The organism is Streptomyces cyanogenus (assembly GCF_017526105.1).
GTDB classification, from domain to species: Bacteria; Actinomycetota; Actinomycetes; order Streptomycetales; family Streptomycetaceae; genus Streptomyces; species Streptomyces cyanogenus.
Map to the genome: position 1 here is coordinate 48,684 of NZ_CP071839.1, position 18,856 is coordinate 67,539.

General features: G+C 66.9%; 17 protein-coding genes. 6 read left to right on the forward strand and 11 right to left on the reverse strand.

Annotation, left to right across the window (positions count from 1 at the left end; all coding sequences use genetic code 11):
• Positions 1-5: 5 nt before the first annotated feature.
• Positions 6-326, reverse strand: coding sequence for a hypothetical protein (locus tag S1361_RS00165; RefSeq protein WP_208029843.1), 321 nt, complete (start codon positions 324-326; stop codon positions 6-8).
• 381 nt (positions 327-707) lie between these two features.
• Between S1361_RS00165 and S1361_RS00170 the strand changes: the two genes are divergently transcribed.
• A complete protein-coding gene (locus S1361_RS00170) occupies positions 708-1,022 on the forward strand; it encodes a peptidase inhibitor family I36 protein (RefSeq protein ID WP_243768968.1) in 315 nt (104 codons plus the stop codon).
• A 151-nt stretch (positions 1,023-1,173) separates the two neighbouring features.
• Here the strand turns inward: S1361_RS00170 and S1361_RS00175 are convergent, their stop codons facing one another.
• The 5 genes from S1361_RS00175 to S1361_RS00195 form a co-directional block, all read right to left on the reverse strand.
• Positions 1,174-1,770, reverse strand: coding sequence for a hypothetical protein (locus S1361_RS00175; protein WP_208029845.1), 597 nt, complete (start codon positions 1,768-1,770; stop codon positions 1,174-1,176).
• An 86-nt stretch (positions 1,771-1,856) separates the two neighbouring features.
• On the reverse strand, positions 1,857-2,768 hold the full coding sequence (locus S1361_RS00180; RefSeq protein WP_243768969.1) for a NucA/NucB deoxyribonuclease domain-containing protein: 912 nt from the start codon (positions 2,766-2,768) through the stop codon (positions 1,857-1,859).
• Positions 2,769-3,174: 406 nt separating this feature from the next.
• Positions 3,175-3,417 (reverse strand): hypothetical protein, encoded by a 243-nt coding sequence (locus S1361_RS00185; protein WP_208029847.1) that lies wholly within the window; start codon positions 3,415-3,417, stop codon positions 3,175-3,177.
• A gap of 185 nt (positions 3,418-3,602) precedes the next feature.
• A complete protein-coding gene (locus S1361_RS00190) occupies positions 3,603-4,238 on the reverse strand; it encodes a hypothetical protein (RefSeq protein WP_208029848.1) in 636 nt (211 codons plus the stop codon).
• 89 nt (positions 4,239-4,327) lie between these two features.
• Positions 4,328-6,130, reverse strand: coding sequence for a hypothetical protein (locus tag S1361_RS00195; RefSeq protein ID WP_208029849.1), 1,803 nt, complete (start codon positions 6,128-6,130; stop codon positions 4,328-4,330).
• Positions 6,131-6,912: 782 nt separating this feature from the next.
• Between S1361_RS00195 and S1361_RS00200 the strand changes: the two genes are divergently transcribed.
• The 3 genes from S1361_RS00200 (at position 6,913) to S1361_RS00210 (ending at position 9,287) form a co-directional block, all read left to right on the forward strand.
• Positions 6,913-7,110, forward strand: coding sequence for a hypothetical protein (locus S1361_RS00200; RefSeq protein ID WP_208029850.1), 198 nt, complete (start codon positions 6,913-6,915; stop codon positions 7,108-7,110).
• Positions 7,111-7,933: 823 nt separating this feature from the next.
• On the forward strand, positions 7,934-8,410 hold the full coding sequence (locus S1361_RS00205; protein ID WP_208029851.1) for a hypothetical protein: 477 nt from the start codon (positions 7,934-7,936) through the stop codon (positions 8,408-8,410).
• A gap of 409 nt (positions 8,411-8,819) precedes the next feature.
• A complete protein-coding gene (locus S1361_RS00210) occupies positions 8,820-9,287 on the forward strand; it encodes a hypothetical protein (RefSeq protein ID WP_208029852.1) in 468 nt (155 codons plus the stop codon).
• A 48-nt stretch (positions 9,288-9,335) separates the two neighbouring features.
• Here the strand turns inward: S1361_RS00210 and S1361_RS38710 are convergent, their stop codons facing one another.
• Positions 9,336-10,691 (reverse strand): NucA/NucB deoxyribonuclease domain-containing protein, encoded by a 1,356-nt coding sequence (locus S1361_RS38710; protein ID WP_243768970.1) that lies wholly within the window; start codon positions 10,689-10,691, stop codon positions 9,336-9,338.
• Between the two features lie 314 nt (positions 10,692-11,005).
• On the opposite strand from S1361_RS38710, the gene S1361_RS00220 reads away from it, so the two are divergent.
• A complete protein-coding gene (locus S1361_RS00220; protein ID WP_208029853.1) occupies positions 11,006-11,350 on the forward strand; it encodes a hypothetical protein in 345 nt (114 codons plus the stop codon).
• Between the two features lie 10 nt (positions 11,351-11,360).
• Positions 11,361-12,242: a DNA/RNA non-specific endonuclease gene (locus S1361_RS00225; protein ID WP_208029854.1), complete on the forward strand. Its 882-nt coding sequence runs from the start codon at positions 11,361-11,363 to the stop codon at positions 12,240-12,242.
• Positions 12,243-13,218: 976 nt separating this feature from the next.
• Here the strand turns inward: S1361_RS00225 and S1361_RS00230 are convergent.
• The 4 genes from S1361_RS00230 to S1361_RS00245 are packed head-to-tail and all read right to left on the reverse strand — an operon-like array spanning position 13,219 to position 18,577.
• Entirely contained in the window at positions 13,219-14,271 is a 1,053-nt protein-coding gene (locus tag S1361_RS00230; protein ID WP_208029855.1) for a hypothetical protein, read from the reverse strand.
• Positions 14,272-14,274: 3 nt separating this feature from the next.
• The gene (locus S1361_RS00235) at positions 14,275-15,267 is read right to left on the reverse strand and encodes a hypothetical protein (RefSeq protein ID WP_208029856.1); all 993 of its coding nucleotides are present in this window, start codon (positions 15,265-15,267) and stop codon (positions 14,275-14,277) included.
• Positions 15,264-16,577, reverse strand: a complete 1,314-nt coding sequence (locus tag S1361_RS00240; RefSeq protein ID WP_208029857.1) for a CHAT domain-containing protein — start codon at positions 16,575-16,577, stop codon at positions 15,264-15,266. Before S1361_RS00240 ends, S1361_RS00235 begins: the two co-directional genes overlap by 4 nt.
• The gene (locus tag S1361_RS00245) at positions 16,577-18,577 is read right to left on the reverse strand and encodes a hypothetical protein (RefSeq protein WP_208029858.1); all 2,001 of its coding nucleotides are present in this window, start codon (positions 18,575-18,577) and stop codon (positions 16,577-16,579) included. The genes S1361_RS00240 and S1361_RS00245 overlap by 1 nt, the downstream gene beginning before the upstream one ends.
• Positions 18,578-18,856: the final 279 nt, after the last annotated feature.

Sequence of the window (18,856 nt, forward strand, 5' to 3'; positions counted from 1 at the left end):
GCTCGTCACGCTGTCTCAAAATCCAGGTGGGTGAGTCCTTCAATGGAGTCCAGGCGGTCCTGCAGGGCGGGGTCCGGAGACGGTGTGGTGACGAGCAACAGCACCTGGGCCGAAGGGTGTTCCGGGGCGTAGAGGTCGTCCTCATGGTCGCCGGGGATCGAGTTGGGCTGGATCTCGATCCGCTCGTTGGAGGTGCCTGCGAGATGGTAGACGCCCCGGTAGTCGCTGTCGCGCTCGCTGAAGACCAGCCCAAGGCGGTTGCTGACGAGCCGGACCAGCTCGCTCGCGGTGTGGGTGCTGGTGCCATAGGTGTGGTGGTCGGTCATGGTGCACCAGACCCTATGCCGCAGAGGTGGCGGGGCGCTCGATGAGTTGTCCGCGTTCGAAGCACATTCAGCACACAAGGGCGGACGAGGTGGGATGCACTCACGGCACGGGACCTGAGCGCACCCGAGAAGCCCGAGATCGTCACCAGGGCGGCGGCGCGGGAGTCAGACAGCCGACTCGCTCGTCCGAATGAACATCGGCGGGAAGCGGAATGGCGAACCGTTCCGCCAGGACAGGCGGATGCCATGAGACTTCTGCCCACACGCCGGCTCCGCCCTGGCAGGACGGCGCTGCTCGCCGCCGCCGTCCCGACCCTACTGGCCACATCACTGACCGGCCTCGCACCCGCCCACGCCACAACCACTGCAGGCTCCCCCGCCATGCCCCGGGACCAGATCGCGTGCCCGCGCGGGTTCGTCTGCATCTACCCCGACATCAACTTCAACGGCCAGCCCTACGTCAAACGCGCCGTCGACGGGTCGGTACGGCACCTGCCGGACTACATCCGCGGCAAGGGCAGCTCCATCATCAACAACAGCAGCCGCACTGCACGCGTCTACCAGAAGGACAACTACTTCGGCCGGCACGTCTGCGTCGGACGAGAAGGCGGCACCATCAGCGACCTGCGTTCCTACCAGCTCAACGACACCACACACAGCCTGCGCAACAACAACACCCCATGCGGCGCCGCGTAATCACCCGGAGCGGGTCCATCCGCCTGTCGGCCGCCCGTCGGCAGGCCCTCGGGTTCAACCCTCAGCCGCAGCCCGGCGGTACGGGGCAGCGGGATCCAGGCCCGCGTTCAACGGGGCAGCAGGGAACGTGGAGCCGCCGATGTGGCGGACATCAGTTGGCTTCATCGCCGTAGGGGTAGGGGTATGTGGCGGTGTAGTCCTCCACGGGCTTGGCCATATCCGCGGCGTAGTCGGCTCGTGCCTGCCGGTCCGCTTCACTGATGTCGGGGTGTACGGGAGGCATCTGAGGGGCCGGCCAGAGCTGGACCAGGTGCCTTTCCCCGTGGTCACCGATGCCCGGCTCGGGGTCGTCGACGTGGCAGTACAGGCGCATGCGGACCCAGCCACCGCTGTCAACAGTTGGTGGCGGCGCCTCAAGGGGCGGTTGCTCTTCGGGCCATGCGTCCCAGAAGTCGCCCTGCCCGATCGTGGCGAGGTAGAGGGTGGGAACGTCGGCGAGCAGGCTCATCTCCTCCGCCGGCTCCCATCCGTCACCGGGCTCGGGGCCGGGCGGGCCGTCGTGCACCTGAACGGTCATCTGCAAGGGGCCGGTGTCGGTGGTGGGCAGGACGACAGCGATGGCCTGCGTGGCCGGGCCGCAGCGCCAGCCGAACGGCATCTCGGGCGGGAAGTCATAGTCGTCGTCGAAGCCGATGAGGTAGCCGTGTTCGCCGAGGTCGACGGTGAACGTCGCTTCACGGATCAGCATGGGGACCCTCCTTCAACGGAGAGAGTGCCCCGCTCCCGAACACGCCGGCATGCGGGGCACCTGTCTGGCGGTGAGTCTAGCCGCGCTCAGGCGATCACATAGAAGGGGTCGTGGTCCATGACGTGCATCTGGCCGCGCCACGCCGTGATACGTCCGCCCTGGGACTTGTTCTCCTGAACCTTCACCCAGGTGATCTCCCGCTGGTTGGCGTGGAGATGCGTGCCGCCCTCATACGAGGAGGCGAACGGGTACTCGTCGCAGGAGGTGCGGCCGGCGCGCTTCATGTCCGGCGGTGCGCTACGCGGGCACACCGCCTTCCGGTTCGCGTCCTCCTGCCGCTTGTTGATCATCCAGTGCAGCGGCTTGCCGCCGTTGGGGTCACCGTAGTGGCCGCCACGTGCGCGGAGCTTGCGGATGCCTTCGTCGATGCGGGCCAGGCCGACCATGCTCACGGCGGTGGGGACTTCCGGGATGGCGCAGCCGGCCCGGCTGGTTCGGCTGCTGCCGTAGTAGTTGTCGCAGCGGTAGGCGGCCGAGTTGTAGGAGACGGTGCCCGGGGTGTAGCCGGGCTTGGTGAAGGTGTAGGTGTACTTGGTCTTCGCCTTCGGGTTGATCTTCTTCGGAGGGATGCTGGTCTTGTAGCCGACGCTGCCATCCGCCGCGCCGCTGCTGAGGATGTGGCCCTGCGAGAAGTGGACGCTGGCCTTGGTGCCGCCTCCCGAAGCAGCGGCGATGTTGGCGGCAACGCCCTTGCCCGCGCGCGTGGTGCGCGCCTTGGAGACGTGGAACTTTTCCGACCAGTTGGCGGAGTTCGTCTTCAGGGTCATCTGGTGCTTGACGTCGAAGTCGACGGTGCCTTCGATGACGGGTCGCCCGTTGATGACCTTGATGACGTCGACGTGGATGGTCACCCACTCGCACTCGCTGAACCGGTTGACCGTGATCTTGTTGATGGTGCAGGTGGCATTGGATGCCGGCCCGGCTGCAAGTCCGGTCACCTGGGACCGGGCCGGACCAACGGTGACACGCAACTGTCCGGGGCTGGGCTGATCGGCCACAGCTGACGGAGCCGCAGCCGTTCCCAGCAGGCCCAGCGCCACAGCCCCCGTTGTGAGCAGCGCTCTCAGTTTCAAGCTGTACCCCCTGTGTTGATCACGTCCGACAGAGGGCATAGCGGTCAACTCACGTACACCCCCGTCGCGTTGGCGGCATACAAGCACGCCCGACGCACCGATTGCATCCTGTTTTGACAGCTTTCAGCCACATAGGGGAAGGGGGGCGCAGGCACAGTGACCGTAGTGACCAGCGAGCAGCCGTCACGACAGAACATCCCGGACACACCCGCCCCGCTGCAATCAGCCGGGAAACGCCGGTCAGCCGCTCCGGGAGGCAGCGTCCCCCGGATCAAAGGCGGGTGGCGAACCGGCCGTCGGGCAGTTTGCGCAGCCAGCCGCGATCGACGAGTCTGACCAGCTTCCCGCGCAGTGGTTCCAGCTTGGCCCGCGCGCTGAGGTCGACTCCCAGCGCGTCGCCGACCTGCCGGGCGATGACCGGTCCGGCGGCCTGCCGCGCGGCGGTGAGAATGCGCCGATACTGCGGCGCGAGCGCGGTCTCCTCCATGCCCGGCGCGCGGTGTGGCACCAGCATGGTGGAGGTTCGGGCCGAGCGTGGCGGACTGGCCGTTACCGAGCGGGTTCTTGAGCGGATGAGTGAACAACTCGCCGTCGAACGTTAGGAGGAGGCCTGCCCAGGAGTGCCTTCGCCCGGAGCAAGGACACGTGGGCGCGCACCTCGAGGCAGCTGGAGCGCTGGGGGGTCCGCCTGCGGACCGTTCATCGTGGCTGCTGCCCTCTGACGAGCGCAGTGGGCAGTGACGCGCCGAGGATCAGATCACGCGGCAGCGCGAGTTGGAAGCGCTGCTCCAGCACGGCGAGAGAGGCGCGGTGTGCCGTGTCCCTCTTGCCTTCCTCCGGGATTCCGGCCGCGATGATGTCAGCGCGGATGAGGTCGGCGCCGGGGCCGGTGATCTCCTGCGACCAGGTGTACATGTACATGTCGAAACCGCACACGTAGTGGTCGTCGTGGAAGTAGGCGAATGCGGGTGGCGGGATCTTCGGGTTCTGCTTCTCGTAGTAGAGCTCGAAGACGTGGGCCCCGTCTCGGGATGTCCCGTCGTGGTACGCGGGCCCGAGGACGGACGGCCAGTGGCCGTAGGCGATGGCGAAACCCAGGCCAGCGTGGTCGCCGTAGCGGACGGCGATGCTGTCGGTGTCGCCGCGCTCGGCGTCGAGCCTGTCGATGAGCTCTTCGGCCTGCGGCCCGGTGGTGGCCTGGACCGGTGCGGGACCGCCGGGGGCGGCGAGGCGGGCGGCGAGCTGTTCACCGGTCAGGCCCCGGGCCAGCTTGATGTAGTAGCCGAGCCAGGAGATGTCCTCGTCGGCTATCCATGTGATCCCGCCGGAACTCACAGCGTGTCTCCGTTCTCCCGTGTGGCGCGGCCCGGGGCCGGTCCGGTGACCGGTCCCGGGCCGCACGTGTGGTGTGCGTCAGTATCGTGTTACCGGATGTCGCACTTGGTCGTGGGCTTCGAGGCGTCGCACTTGTCGAAGCCCGGCGTCCTGACGAAATACGCGTCCTGATCGATCAGCCGGAGCTCCTTGGCGAACGTGGGGAAGCGGCTCATCGAGGTGGAATTGACCCAGCCGGACATCGCAGACCGGCCGCACACTTCGGACCAGGTCGGCGCGGCCGTGCGCTCGTCATCGTAGAGCCGCCACGTGCCGTCCGACTGCTTGGTGGCGTAGGTCTGCGCGCACTTGTCGCCGGAGGTGACCGGGTTGGTGCCGCTCATGTCGGAGGGCATCCCGCCGCTGTTGTAACTCGCTGCGAAGGTGAACTCGTCACAGGAGGGCTTGTCGCTGGCGGAGATGTCGGTCACCGGTGTGGTGTCTGGGTGGCCGGATTTGGCGGCCCAGCCGTCCGGGCAGATGACCCTGCGGTTGGCGTCGGGGTCGCGGCCGTACTTGTTGCGCTCACCGTGCTCGCCGGTATCGCCCCTGCGGTCGGGGAGGTAGCTCAGCGGCGCTCCTCTGCGGATTTTCGACTGGATCAGCCAGGCGTGCGCGGCAGCCGCCGGGGTCTTGGCGGTGTTGAACACATAGCCGGGCATGTAGTCCCGGAACACGCAGCCCGCCGGGGAGTACACCATGTCGCAGCGCGCGTATACCGGGTTGCCGATGAAGCCCTGACTGTTGTCCGTGGGGAACGTCTCCGGCACCGACGTGGAGAACGTCGCGTACGGTGCGAACGCCAGCGCCTGGGAGAGGTCGGAGTCCTTCTTTCCGGACTCATCCGGAACCCCGCCGGACCACTGCACGGTGGCCGTCGCGGTCTCCTCGTGGGGGTCGATGTCGTAGGAGCCGCCCCACATCAGCTTGCCGTCCCAGGCGTAGGAGGGCTTGTCCGTGCAGTCGGCGGAGCACTGCGGGGAGATCGTCAGCTTGATCGCGCCGGGCTGGGCGGGGAACGGCAGGTGTCCGGCGGGCATCGGCAGCGGTGTGACACGGGCCCAGAGTTTCAGCCCCGTGCCGGTCAGCGCCGTGCTCATGTGAGAGGAGTACAAGAATTCCTGGTAGCCCTTCTCCTCCTGGCCTGTCTCATCGGTGACCTGGACGGAGAACTTCCCGTACATGCAGGCCTTGTCGCGGGTGAAGATCGACAGGTAGGTGCCCTCAGTGGCGCCCACTTCGCAGGAGTCGTGCAGCGGCGGGTTCGCGGTCCGCGTGGACTTCAGCCTCGCCCTTGTTTCGCGGGCGGCTTCAAAGTCTGCTTTCGTGGCCGGCTTCCAGGCGATGCACAGCCGGTCGCCATGCGCGGTCGCCTCGCAGTGCTGTTCACCTACGGCGTCCTTGGTCTTCACCGAACCCCAGCCGGGGACCGGCTGCCAGGAGGTGTCGAAGGCCGGGTCCGTCGCGTCCTTCTTGGGCGCCGGGAGAGTGATGTCGACCTGCCGGCCCCGGGTCTTGAACGTCGCGTAGGGCGACCAGTCCGTCTCGTACAGGGAGCCGTCGTAGGCGGAGGTACGGAACGCGTAGGTGGTGGCCGGCTTGAGGTTGCCGTGCGGGACGGTGACCGTGGCCTTCGACCCCGAGGCCACCATCTTGGACACGATGACCCCGTACTCGGCGGACACCTCGCCCTGGTTGGCCGGGTCGGCGTTCTGACCCGTGAGCTTCAGCTTCGCCTTCGGCTTGCCGGCCGTGTCGACGGTCCACACCTCGAAGGTGAGGTTCGCCTTGTCCCCGTCCGGGTCCGTGACCGAGTTGCGCAGCAGCGCAACCGTGCGGTCGACCTGCCACACAGAGCCGTTCTGCTTCCATGTGGGTCCAGCTTCCGGCTTGCTCCCCGACGCGGGGCGGCCACCGGCTCGGATGCTCTTTTCCGGGCCTGCGGCCGGCCGCGACGACGGAGCATAGTTCCCGTCCTCGCTCGGAGCCGGGCTGTCGGCGGCAGACGCCACGCCTGTGCCGACTAACAGAGCCGCGGCGGTAACGACGGTGGCTAATCGGGACAGACAGCGACTTCTTCTCTTCGTTCCAGACACGCTGGATGGTCCTTTCAGGCCCCGCCCCGCGAGCTCACGGCCATGCATGCCCGCCGGGACACAGGCTGGTTGGTGGGTTGAGTCGCGCTGGCAACCTTCCTACAGGCCACCGCGTGACCGCTCCAAGGTCAGCAACTGGGGCGTTCGGCCTGAAACGCAGGTAGTGGACGTGATGAGGCCGACGTTTAGCGAGGGTTGCAGCACGGACCCTCCAAACCTGAGCAGCGGTCGCTATGGATGTCCACCAACCCGCCCATAGAAATGAGGTATCAGAGCTGAGGGTGCTGTGTCCGGCGCGGCGGCTACCGCGAGCCACACAAATGACTCCGCGCACGCCCGACAAGTCGGAGCCATGGCGTCAACCGCGCGTCGACGAGGATCACGAATGCCTTGGTGGCGGCTAGCTCCTTTACAAACGACCCGGCCAGCCCCTGCTGGCGGGCGAGGACGAGGGTGCGTTCTGGGCTGACGAACCGTCTGTTCGGCGGCGTGAAGCCCCCTGACCGGTGCGGGCGGCGAGGTGGCGTCAGGGCCGCCACGTGCCGCGGAGTGCGGGCGGCTCGGTGGTGGTGCACTCTCAGACGCTGCGGGCTTCCGCCTCGGACCGCCTCTTCCGCTCCGTCGCCGACATCCTCACCCTGCGTTCGGCGCTGATCCGCCGGGGCCTGCACCTGCGGGTGGAATCCGGGCTGCTGTCCGGCATCGACTCGCCTCTGACGACCCCGGCACCAAGATGATGGTCTCCGTCCTCGCCGCCCTGCTGGAGTTCCAGCGCGACATGATCTCGGAACCAGGTCGACCCGAAGACCATCCGCCGCGCCCTAGACTCCGCCGGAGCCCGCAAACTGCCCGAGCAGCTCGACGTCACCCCGGTCGACCCCGACGACCATCAGCCCACGCCCGACCTGGACGTGATGCTCGACCTGCCCGGTCTGCTCGCCGACACCTGCGCACCGCCGGCGACGAAGCCGTCCGTCGAGGACTCGACTCCGGCGGAACGACCCGCCGCAGCCAGGGGCACTCGCTCTGGATCACCGCACTGCTCGAACTCCACCGCCCCGCACAGGGGAGACCGCGGCATGGCGGAGTTGAGACATTACGGGTACCAGGCGGAGCGCACCGCGGACGCCCCGCGCCGCCCGCCATGTCCGGTCGAACACGGTTGTTCGCCATTCCACGACTGGGGCGACGAGCCGACCACGGTCTCTCGGCGAAGCGCTGACGCTCCCATCGGCTGACCTTGCACGGCCTTGTTTGGGCGCGCCAACTTCCAACTCGTCCGGAAGGAATCCTGTTGTCGTGACGGACGGCGGTGAGCCCGCGACTGCGCGGTGTGAGCATCACTCGGAGACCCATATGATCGCTGATGTTGATCGATTGTTGTAGAGGGGGAACGTGTTGCGGGCTGGGAGGACGGTCCACACCCTGTGTGTGATCGGTGCGTTTTCGTCCCTTGTTGGGTGCGGGACCGGAGTCAGCACTGAGAAGCACAGCTCCGGCCAGGGCAACACGCCTTCGCCTCAAGTCGTCAGAGTTCTGGGCAAGGAGCAAGTACGAGCGGTGTTACCGGACTCGGACGACGTGCCTCCCGGCTGGAAGAAAGCCGGCACGCTCAGTCTTGATGGCGCCCACCCCGAAGACGGCGGCAGCCTGGCTTACGGCCACTTGGGCTACGCTGCGACCGACCTCGAAGGCGCCGTTGGATTCGGTCTCCAATCCTTCCGGAAGCCGGCTCAGGCCATCAGCAGGTACACGGAGAGCAAGTCCAAGATGGCAAGCGCCCATCCTGGGCCCGCGCGGATCCCGGACGTCGACGCAGCATTTACGGCCTCCTACTGCATCGGCACTACTGCCGGGCGGACTTGCAGTACTTCGATCACCCTCCGCCTGGGCTCTGTTTTTGCCTACGTGAACATCAACACAGTCGGCCCAACTACCGCAGCGGATCCCAAGGTTCTGAACTCTGTCACCCGCATGTTCGCCCAGCGCATCCGGCAGGCACAACATGGGCAGTCTCCATCGGCAAAAGCAACATGAAACGGCCGGCATCCAACTCTTTCCTTGAGCCGCGGTCGGCAATGACCACGGTCCGGCCGACGTCGAGGCAGACCCTGCGGGGCCGCGGTGGGCCTCGCTGAGACAGTGGGTGACATGCCGGGCCGAGGCCAGCCAGGGATTGTCCGGCCGCGCACGCTCCCGGCTGCCGAACCGGGTAAGTCCTGGCGGGCTAAAACAGCGGCAGCCGACGCTGGCCGGATACCGGTGGCTACAGCGCGGCCTGCTCCGTCCAGGCAGGGGCGGCACCCCGCCGCGCGGCCCGCGTCGGCACCATCGGCCGCCCGAGGCCAGGACGCCGCCCTGTTTACGCAGTGCCGCGTCCTGGTCGGCGGCGCCGCCATATGATCGCAGGCGATGGCCAGTCGTCTACAACCCTAGGGGGCGCCTCGTGCCACAGCTTGTCCGTGAGCAGCATGTTGATGTCTTCGTGGGTTACCACGCGTTCGCACTGCAGGAATCCGACGACGCCTTCCTCGATCTGGAGTTCCCGGACGAATTCAACTTCGGCACCTTCCTGAGCACCCATCCCGGACGCCTGGACATCACGAGCGCCGGCCATACCCACACCGCCTCTCTCACGGTTGAGGTATGGGACGGGCCTGCGCCTGTGCAGGACTCCGCAGCCTGGGAAGAGCAGGCGGAGGCGGACTTCGAGTCGGTCAGCGGCCAGGTCGCGGTGTGGTCGATGAGCCTGGGCCGACTTGATGACCTGATCACACTGGCGGACTCGGGCGGGTTGTGGCGCGTGCGGGTCAGTTCCGCGGGCCGAGCTGATGTCAAGGCTCTGGCCGAGAGCGAGGAGAGCATCAAAGGAGTCGAGCGCTACCTCGTACAGTTCTGGCCTGCCGATTCGTAGTCCCCGTACCGCGTCGGGAGCGGCCGGCCGCTTCCGACGCGAGGCACATCAGCCGATGATCCTGACGGTGAAGCCGTCGTTCATGCCGTCGAGGATTCGGTTCTTGCTGTAGAAGCTCTTCAGGATGAGCCCACCAGCCTGGTTGTCTTCCTTGGCTATGGGTTTCACCGAGAAGTTGAACTTCCGTACCTCAGGGTCGTAGTCGTGTTCCGCGGCACCTTCATAGGTACTGGCGAACGGGTATTCGTCGCAGTCCCGCGTCCCGCCATGGGAGTACCCGTCCCCCCAGTAGCGCCTGCACTGCTTCTTCGCCGCCTTGCGGTTGTCCTCGTTCCGTTGCGCGCTCACTGTCCGGTGCAGCGGAGCCTTGACGGTCTGGCCGGGCACCTTCTTGGCCGACATGTACGGCTTGGTGTCCTCCGGATGCGTGAACGCCGTCTTGATGTGCTGGGCTTCGGCGCGTTCTTCCGCGCCCGCCTTCGCACTCAGAGTCAGCGACGCGTAGTAGGCGAAGCTTGCCGCACCCTTCTTCGCCGGGTTTCCGCCACCGGTGGAGTTGGGCAGATAGGACGCCGCGTCCCATAGTGGTGCGAGCATGAACAGCTTGCCGCCTGTGTCGCCGCTCAGCTGCCAGGGAGCCGGCGGTTGGAAACTGACCACGGGCTCGTAGACCGCGGCCAGCACATCCGAGCGTCCGCTTCCCTGGCCGGGCTTGGCGTTCATCGTGTGGTGGAACGTGCGCAGCGCCTTCAACTGCGTCCACGTCTTGGTGCCGGGCATGTTCCCGCCGTGCGTGAAGTGGGCGCCGGACGGCCAGGTCTTCGGGGTGGTTCCCTTGGTGCTGATGGGCATGGTCAGTGCCCCTGTCCTGCCGGTCACCTTGAAATCGGTGTAGTAGTACTGGTAGTCGATGGTGCGACTGTTCTTCGCGATGGTTCCGACGACGCGCAGGTTGAACATGCTGGCACCGGTGGGACGGCCGTTGACAAGCCACTCCTGCACGAACGACGCGCCATCACATACAGCGAACCGTGACTTCACGAAGAACGGGTTGTCGGAGCCCAAGCCCTTTTTGCACTCGTCGAACGTCATCTTCCTCGACGGTTCCGGTGCCGTCGCACCCGGCCCGGCCCCCGGCGCCCCCCTTGACTCGTCGCTCGACAACGCGTAACCGGAGGCCCGACGCGACTCGGGCGCATAGCCAGCCGCCGGCCCCCTCGTCTCCTGCGCCAGCCGCGCGCCAGACTCGGCCTGCCCCGCCAACTGCTGCAACTTGTTCCGCCCCTGGGGAGTCGCCAGTTCCTGCAGCGACGACCTCACCTCACCGAGCGGCAGGACGTACGACTCCACTCGCAGATCGCTTCGCTGGTCCGCGCTCGCCAACGCCGGGGCGGCTGCGGACACGACAACAAGTGCCGTAAGCGCCGTCAGCAGCTTTCTGCCAGACGGCCACCATCCTGTACGGCCCATCTACGAACCCCCGAACTCATGCGCCGCCGGATCTCACCTCTGGCGACTGGTCAGCACTCAGGCTTACGAACACATGAGCGAAATTCTGCCCAGCGAGTCGGACTTGTCCTGATCACCACGGCACTTTGACCGAGATCACCCGCCCGTCAGCACCTCGTGCAGGCCAGAACGGCGAAACATGACAGGTTCCGCTCACACGCACCGCCAGCAGCCATCCAGCCAGCAAGTACCGCCCGCTCTCCACACACGTGTCCACCAAGGGACAGTTACTCAACCGGCAGATCCACGCATTCACCGAAGCAGACTGCATCGAGAGCTTCGCCGACACGCTTGTCGCCAACCGCCGCTCCAGGCCGTATGCCGCAGTTTCCCACCTGTCCGTTCCGTGTCACCGCGCCGGTCAACAGACAAAGACCCCCAGCCGGGGCGCGCAGGGCTTCTCACCGATCATGGCGAGCAGCCACGCACACCCCGTCGAGCGGCCCAGGACGGAACGACCTGCCAAGCGTCCCGGTTCGGCGGCCGTGCTGAAGCTGGCGGCGGCCGGGTCCTATTCGGGTGATGCCGGCATCAATGATCAGGCTGCGCGGTAGCTAGAGAGACATGACGTCTTCGCCTGATCCCACGCCTGATGCCGACGCCTTGACTCGCGAATCCCTCACGAACCGCACGGGCTACGACGAGCGGTTCCTGGGACCAGCTGTCCCGCTGCCCCGCCCGGTGGATCCAGGCATCGAGACTGTGATCCTGCCGTATACACATTTCAGCGTGGTGTTCCGCCCTGACCGACGACTGGCCGCATCAACCGGTGTGGTGATCAACGGCCAACAGCTGATCGAAGCGGACCGCACCAACGACTGGCGATTTGACCCGCGCCTTCCCGACGGAAAGCAAGCGGGTGACCCCGTCTACAAGAACAACCCACTCGACAAGGGCCATCTGGTCCGCAGGCTTGATCCGGTCTGGGGTACGGCAAGTGAGACGTCAGCCGCGAACAGCGACACGTTCCACTACACGAACGCAGCGCCGCAGATGGATCTCTTCAACCAGGGAAAGAAACTCTGGCAGGGGCTGGAAGACTTCCTGCTCAACCATGCCAAGACCTTCCACCGCAAGCTGGCAGTGTTCACCGGTCCGGTCCTTGAAGACTCCGACCCGCCCTACCGCGGTATCCAGGTGCCGCTGCGCTTTTGGAAGGTCGCAGCCTTCATGCAGGACGGTGAGCTCGCGGCTACCGCGTACGTCCTCGACCAAAGCCCCGACCTGTCCCGCGATGCCGCTGCACGAGCTATGGCTGACGCAGCGCGGGCTGGCGACCCCCCGCCACTGGGAGCCTTCCGCACCTTCCAGGTACCGGTGGCTGACGTCGCGGAGATCACCGGCTTGGACCTGGGCCCGCTTCCCGCCGCAGACCGACTGCCTCCGCATGTGCGGGCCGCGAAGGGTTGGACGCAATTGGAGCGGTTCGAGGACATCGTAGTGTGAGCATCCCGATCGCCCTGGAGCTCCATTAGGCAGGTGTTTCTGCTCTCTTCGTCTGGGTGGAGCGGGCGTCAGGGAGCTCTGAGCTGCGGGTCGAGGCAAGGCATTCGCTACGCAACTTCACGCTCCACGCACCGGCTGTGATCGCTTGGAGCTGGGTCCTCGGACTCCGCGGACGGGCAGTCGGCGCCGGTGGGCGGGTGGGCCCGAAATGAGGATGCCGGGCACCCGGGCCCCCTTCGGTCTGGCCGCCACGATCCTGGCGATTCCCGCTGCGGTCAGCATGCTGGACCCCGGCCTCGCGGGCATCTTGTATAGCGCCGAACTGGCCGTCCTGCTCCTCGCTTTCGCCACAGCGGTGTGGGGCCCGACTCCCCGCGTACGTTCCGCCTCCTGCGCTGGATAACGGGCCGACCCGAGCCGGTCGGTCCCGAACCGACTCACCTCACCGCGGAGAGTTCCGAATGGGGCGAGAGTTCGGCTCGCCTCCCAGGGGCGTGACGAGGACGTCGAGACGGCGGGGTGGGCCGGCCCACTCGTTCAGGCGGCCGATTCTGAGGCCTGCCCGCTCGCAAGACATCTGCGCCGGGGCGGGTGCGCCGCGGGCACGGGGAGGGTTAGGTCCTCTCCACGTCCAGTCGCATGGTTGGGCGGACCGTTCTCGCCGTGGGTGCGCAGGCACGCGTCTCACTCCGCTCTCCGAGCTTCCCATAGCCGAGTTGCTCGCGAAGCCCCCGACGTCGTCTTCGTCAGTCCTCCCAGGAAGCGGAAGAACTGTGCGTCGAAATGATCACCCAAGTCCCGCCTCGCCAGCCGCGACTGCGGCGACGGTGGAAACCTGCTCACCGACCATCTGAACCGGAAGTCCGGCTTCGGCATCGGCCACGTCGCCTCGCTGCCGGCGTGCTTCCTCAGTGCGGTACCCCTCAGTGCGGTACCTCGGCAGTCGAACCGGTCCCGGCGGGGCACCGCTCCGGTGTCAGCCCTTCCCAGGAGCGAGGGGCAGCATCTGAGAGACCCTGTGCCAGCCTCCGACGATAATCCCGGCCACGACTGCGCCGGCCAGGGGAAGCCATTTCTCGATCCAAGGGTGCCCGAATGCGCCAGCCGCCTTATGTGCTACAACCGCTCCGACCAAGGCAGCCAGAATGATCAACACCGCGCGTGCCGACTCCTGCAACGCCTTCCGGGGAAGGGAGAGCGGCTCGAGCCCTTGCAGCACTTCTTCAGGAAGAAGGCCGCCGACACGGCCCTCGGCATACCGCTCGCCCACTGTCAGCAACTTGCCTGCGAGATCCCGAAGCGCCGGATTAGAGTCAACATCGACACGTAGAAAATCCTGGCGCAGTGCCGCGGCAACAAGGGCTGCGTGCCGCATCGCAGGCGAGTGGCGCAGAGAGACCCACGCCATCGTTCTGCGCCTCCGGTGAGCGCGGAGGAGGCTGCGCTCAACGCGGTAGTACCCGTAGTCCAGCTGCGCCAGGCACTTGACGCGCTCAGGGATGTCTTGGCCGTAGGCGCGGCCGCATTTGATCACCTGCCGAGCAACGTCGTGTATCAGCTGATCACGTACAGGCGTTCCCCCGAATCGGGTCCGGGCCAGGAGCCACAGTAAGACAACACCCAGTCCCCCAATGGTCAGCGCAGGCGTCAGATCGGTCAGATGGACCGGCCAGGAGAAGCGCCCGTGCCTTAAGATGTAGGGGTTCGCCTTCCACCAGACGCCGATCAAGGTGATACCAGACACCGCGAATGGTGCGAAGGCTCGCGCCACGTCCTCCGGCTCCCGGACCGTCGCTCTGATGAATGGGACATCAACATCGCCGAGACGCAGTCGCTCGACGGCCCGGTCGAAGTTGGCGATGTACTCTGCGGCGCTTGCCCTCGCCCGTTCCTCAGCAGCTCTTACATTTGGATCGTTCAGATCATCGAAAAACAATGTTCCCCCTTGGTCTGGCTTGCAGGCTGCATGGAGCTCCAGCTCTGGCGCTCTCTCATGCGCCCCGGCCCCTTTTGCGGTGTCCCGGTCCACCCATCACCGTGCCTGGTTGGCCAGTGAGAGCAGGAGGTGGGCTGATTCGGGGTGGAAGTAGTCGGAGTGCGCTCCCTCGATGCGGGCGGGCGATGCGCGGTAGCGGTGGGAGGCGTCCACGTTGAGCAGGCGGGCGGAGGGGAAGGTGTAGGCGTCGCCGGTGTCTTGGAGGCGGAGTGTGTGCAGGTGGCTTTCCGGTGCTGTGGCGCCGGCGTAGCCGATGCCCTCCTTGCCCTCTTCCGTGGCGCGGTGCCAGCGCCCCAGGGCCCGGTCGTGGGGGCTGAAGGTCATGGCGACGGGGGCGTTGAGGACGTTGTCCTCGAGCAGGCGGCTGTAGGGCGCTTCAGCGAAGGAGTCGTGGGGCAGCGCCATCTGGAAGGTGGTGAAGCTGTCCAGGGTCCAGGGGTACTGGTCGCTGCGGTAGTTCCAGGTGAGTGTGCGGGGGCTGTGGGGCAGTTTGGTGCTGGCCTGCGCGATGGCGTGGGCCAGGAACCGGCCGCCGAAGGAGTGGCCCACGGCGTGCAGGTACTGGCCGCCGGCGGTCTTGAGCCGCGGCGGGCCGGGGGCGGGGGTGCGGCGGTGCTGGTTGTAGTAGCCGAGGATGGCAGCCAGGACGCGGGCGGCTTGCCCGGGGTGGGACATGGCGGCGGCCCGGTCGCGGATGGTGCGGTAGCCCTTAGGCGTGGGCAGGCTGCGCGAGGGCCACCGGATGGCTACGTACCGGGGCCGGAAGGGGGTCAGGCAGGGGTAGTGGTGGGGCTGGTTGTCGATGAGGTCGCCGATGAGCGCGGCCAGGCGCTGGGCTGCATCGGCTGCGTCGTCGGGCTTGGTCCGCCAGCCGTGGACGTAGAGGAAGACGTCGGTGGTGGCGGGGTCAAGGCGCAGGTGCCGTTCGATATGGGCGGGGACCTCGTCGGCGTCGAGCGGGGTGCCGGTGCGGGGGTGGATGAGTTTGCCGTCGCGGTCGAGGTCGAGGTGGGTGATGCGCTGGCTCATGGTCTCTTTTGCTGGTCGGGTGTTGCGAGGTGAGTGTCGATGCCCCGCAGCAGGGTGAAAATCAGTCCGAGAGGGCTGGCGTGTTTGATGAGGAACTCGCGGGTGAGTTCTCTGGCGATGTGGGCGATCCGGGCGCCGGTGAATGCTTCTTGGAAGAAGCGGTGGGTGTAGAGGCCGGCGAAATCCATGGGCACTTCGAGTTGCGGGCCTACGAGGCAGCCGACCCCGAGTTGGAAGAGGGGCCTGCCGAGCCCTTCGTGGATGTGGGTGGCCGTGCGTCCGCCTTCGCACACCATCATGAAGCAGAGGGGCTCTGGAAGGGGTTTCTTGCGTTCCTCGCGCCAGAAGTCCAGGTCGGAGCTGCAGATGGGGTCGTCGTCGCTGAGGGTGACCTGGGCGGGGATCATGCCTTGGTCGTCGAAGCGTTCGGCTGTGCCGTGCGCGCCGAACAGGAGGATCTCCTCGGCGGTGGCAGGGTCGCAAAACGCGTCGGCTACGTCCTGCTTGCAGCTGCGGGTTGCGTAGTCGGTGTGCTCGTCGATGACGGCGTGGACCGGGGCCAGGGGTCCGGCGGGGTGTTCAGGGTTGATCAGCCGCAGGTCGAGTTGCAGTCCGGTGCGTAACCGGCGCTGCGGGCTTCCGATGCGCTGGCGGGTCGAAGCCCTGCCGGCGGTGGGCAGGACGTGTTCGATCAGGTGGGTGTAGCCCAGGAAGCCCGACCAGTCCCATGAGGCGTTCGCTGCGGAGATCCGCGTGTCGGGGTCGGCGCAGACGTAGAGCATGCTCCAGGGGACGAAGAAGTCGTCGGATATGACGGTGATGGTCTGAGGCCTGTTGCGCAGGGCGTGCTCCAGGCGCTCTCCGAGCCGACGCAAGTCGTCGTCACCGTTGCAGAAGATGCGTTTGAAGAGCTTGTTGCCGTGTCGGGCCAGAGCGAGGCCCTGCTTGCTGAGGTAGGTGCGCGCGCGGTCTTCCCCGAAGTCGACGACAGGCGATCCTTCGAAGGTGAACGCCTCCTGCCCTGGCGGCTGGTGCTGGATGACGTCCTTGGACCAGCCACGCAGCAGCTCTGAGGTGGCGGCGGCGATGTCTTCCCTGCTGCGGTGGATGGCCCCTTCCATGCTCAGGCTGCCGTCGCGTTGGAACTCGGTGCCGTGGGCGAGCACGGTGTACTGGCCGGCACTGTTGGTGCTGATGTGTAGGAAGATGCTGCGATCGGCGATCTTGTGCGGCTCGGGCGTGGCAGAGGTGTCCTCATCGAGGCCTGCGTGCACGAGCGTGAGGTCGAGATTGATGTTGAGCTGGTCCATTACGAGAGCGCTGCGTTCTCCGGTGCGGCCGCGGGCAAAACGGTGGTCAGTTCCTGCAGGAGAGCCCCGTCACCGCGGCGCATCACGCTGAGCTGGACTTTCACAGGCGTGCCGGTGCGGGGTGTCAGACGGATGCACTGCGTGGGGGTGCCGGCATCACGGTCGACACGGGTGTAGAACAGCCGCGGCTCGACAGCGGCGTCATCGGCCGACACCACAACCGTCAGGTCGAGCGGGTCGTCACCGCAGACGGGCACAGTGCCGGGCTGGTGGGACTGGTAATCGAAGGCAAGAAGAATCTCGCGGCCCGCTGCCGCGGGATAGGTTCCCCCCACCACCCTCAGCCGAGCCGAGGACTTCGCCTCAGGAGGCGGAGAGGAGGCAGGGGGGACCGCAGGAGGCGGAACGAGCCCCGCAAACGGGTCCGAGGGCACATCCCCCACACCAGCGGGGTTCACAGACAGCAGCCACTGGGCCACACTCGCGTCAGCAGACGGTTCGCGCAGGCTCCCCAGCAGCGTCTGCCAGGCGGCAAGCGGGCCGGATCCGGGCAGGTACCGGATCTCCGCCTCGGGGAAGGAGAACCTCCATGGCCGCGGCCAGTGGCCAGTCCCAGGAAGGGAATACAGCAAGTCGCCCCAGCCCTGCTCGTCAGTCAGGGCGGAGCCCTGGGCAGTCAGCGCCAGCGGGTCGGGGCCGGACGCAGCAGGGGAAGTCGCCCACGTGATGGCCAGGCGGCTGGCCCCCGCGGCAGGCGCCCAGCCGCAGGCCTGTGCAACCGCAGCCAAGCGGTCGGCAACGGCCGTCTGCGTATGCGACTGGTAGGCATCGATCAGCAAGGTGACGCGTTCTGCGCGCGAGGTGCGCAGCATCTCCACCAGTTCGCTGACCGAAACGGACTGCTCCTCCGCCAAGGCGACCATCACGTCGAGGGAGTCGCGCTCGGAGAAGACACGCGCAGCGCCGGAGAGGTACACCAGGACCAGGTTCTGCCCCTGCGAGGCCAGCTCGCTGATCTTGCTGCGCAGTTCCTGCCGGGTCACCGATCCGACCACGGTGGTGGTGTCGCGGGTGAAGCCCCATCCACTGGCCAGCAGCCGCTCGTAAAGCCACACGGCGTTCTTGTAAGGGGAAGTGTCCTGCTCCCGGGCACCCCACAGCGCCATCCCGCACACCAGTGCGTAGCGCCGCGTGTCGGCGGGCACGAGCCGGCCCAGCGCCCGTCGCACGAGCCGGTCTGCCCGCCTGCGCTGTGGGGCGGGGTCGGAGGCCTGGGCCAGGAAGCTGCGGAAGGCACCGGCATTGCCCAGGCACGGCGGCGGATAGCCGCTGCGCTCGAGCTCCTGAACCAGCCACTCGTGGGCGGCCTGAAGCTTCAGGGGCGTCATCGACTCCGCAGCTCTCAGCAGGAGGTGCGCCAACACCTGCGTGAAGACCGAGGTATCCCGGCTGTTGGCCGCGAATCCCGTCGCCGTCCGCCCCAGGCCGGCCCACACCGCCACCCCTGGGCGGCCCATCGACGTGACCACCTCGGACACATCCACGTCGCTCCGCCCGCCTGCCGTGCTCTGCCCTGCCCCTAAGCAGGCATCCAGGATCAGCAGGCGGTCCCATCGCTCGTCCACGCGTGGCGACATCGACTCGATGAGCAGGTCTGCGGGCATCCAGGTACTCAGATCGTCCACGCGCGAATGCGGCAAGGCCAGACACACGCCGTCCTCCGGCGTGATTGCAGCGTGCCCCGTCCAGTAGACGACGAGGGACGGCTGCTCCTGGGCCACCGCCGCAACCTCATCCAGCACCTGCGAGGCATCACCGGGCTCCAGGACCCGGCAGGCCCGCGGCGCCATCGACGAGGCGTCATCGTGGTGATGCTGGGAGGCCGTCAGCGCCTCTCGCAACTGCGCAACGTTGTGCGCCGTGCCCGCCGGCAGCTCGAGCGCCGCATCCTCATACGAACTGACACCCACTAACAGGTGCCGCACCGCTGTAGCCGTCATAGCCCCCCGATTCCGCCATGCCAGTACTGCCCAGAGTAACGAGATCACTACACGCCGCGTGGGCTACTGACGGGTACTCACCCGGTACGCCATCGGAATGCCCCTCTTAGCCGTAACCACGCAGCAGCAGCCCCCCGCCTCACCCTCCAGCCGCCCAGTCTCACCCAGGTTCGCCGGCCCCGGCGGTAACTTCCGACAGGTCTTGACCAGGCTGACTCACACATAGGATCCGCAGGCCCGGAACCCTCGTGTGAGGCTCCGCATCGGCCGGTGTCTCAT